A 1642-nucleotide genomic window follows, 5' to 3' on the forward strand; every position below is an offset into this window, starting at 1 on the left:
GGCTTTTGCCGCGGGGCGCATCGATCCAGTACCGCTGCCGCTCGAACGGATACGTCGGCAACGGTACTCGCCGGCGTTGCAGGCCACCGTGATAGGCCGCCCAATCCACCTGCGCACCGCCCGCCCACAACTGGCCGATTCCCTCGTGCCATGCACGCGCGTCATCGGCCGACTCGCCCGAGCCGGGCTGCAGCGCCACCACACCACGCGCGGCCTCATGGCGGCGGCCCAGGCGGCTGAGCACCTGCCCAGGGCCCACTTCCACCAGCAGGCGATGACCGTTCAACCCGGACTCCGGCGAATACAGCGTCTCCAAACCCGCAACAAAACGCACCGTACCTCGCAAATGACGAACCCAATATTCCGGATTGGTCACTTCCTCTGCCCGCACGAACCGGCCGGTCACGTTTGACACGTACGCCAGCGTCGGCGACCGCAACGCGATTCCGCTCAGCGCTTCGCGCCACGCGGCCAGCATCGGCTCCATCATCGCCGAGTGAAACGCATGCGAAGTCTCTAGAAGCACACTCTCCACGCCCGCCGCTGCCAGACGAACGCGCAACGACTCAATCGCCTCCACCGGGCCTGCCACCACCGTCTGACCAGGCCCATTCACCGCCGCCACGTCTAACGACTCTCCCGTCAACTGCGCGCGTAGGCTCACCTCGTCTTCCAGTACCGACAGCATCCGGCCTGGCGCCATCGCCTGCATCAGTCGGCCACGCACCGCCACAAGCCGCAGGCCGTCTTCAATGCTGAAGACACCGGCCAGACATGCCGCCACGAACTCGCCCAGACTGTGGCCGATCATTGCCGCCGGCTGCAGCCCATACGACTGCAGTAACCGCGCCAGGCTGTACTCCACCGCGAATAGTACCGGTTGGGCCAGCTCCGTCTGGGCCAACCGCCGCTCCGCTGCAGCGGACTGCTCGGCTGCCGGATACAGGATCTCGCGAAGATCTAGGCCCAATATCACTCGCAGCCCTTCTGCGCACGCGTCTAGGTGCTCCCGGAATACCGGCTCGCTCGCATACAGCTCACGGCACATGCCTACGTGCTGTGTGCCCTGCCCCGGAAACATCCACACTAGCGAGGCGTCGTTGTCGATCGCCTCCTTCGCGATCGCATCGCTCGACTTGAGTGCCACCAACGCTTCCGCGGCCGTCTCGCAGACCACTACCCGCCGATGTGCATAGCGCGACCGACCAACCTGCAGCGTGTAAGCCATATCGGCCAGTGAGACCGACTCTGTCGCCAAATGTGCAGCAAGACGCTCACTCGCTGCTTTTAGCGCTGTCGGCGTACGTGCCGACAACACCAGCAGTTGGCGCTCGCGCGACGCCGGCGATACCGCAACCTCCGGCGCCTCTTCCAGCACCACATGAGCATTGGTTCCTCCGATACCAAACGAGCTAACACCCGCACGACGCGGTGTCGTGCCGCGAGGCCACGGCTTCAGTTCCGTGTTGACATAGAAAGGACTGTTTGCAAAGTCGATCTGCGGATTGGGCTTCTCGTAGTTGATGCTCGGCGGCAACTGGCGATGCTTGAGTGCCTCCACTGTCTTGATCAGGCCAGCTATGCCAGACGCTGAATCCAGATGACCGATGTTCGGCTTAACCGAACCTAGCGCGCAGCGCTG

Annotated in this window: 1 protein-coding gene; it reads right to left on the bottom strand. The window is 63.9% G+C overall.

Going from position 1 to position 1642, the window contains the following annotated elements; all coding sequences use genetic code 11:
- A partial coding sequence (locus tag HDE79_RS21725) for a type I polyketide synthase (protein ID WP_184605302.1) occupies positions 1–1642 on the bottom strand: 1642 nt, incomplete at both ends.

Source organism: Rhodanobacter sp. MP1X3 (assembly GCF_014207165.1).
Lineage (GTDB): Bacteria > Pseudomonadota > Gammaproteobacteria > Xanthomonadales > Rhodanobacteraceae > Rhodanobacter.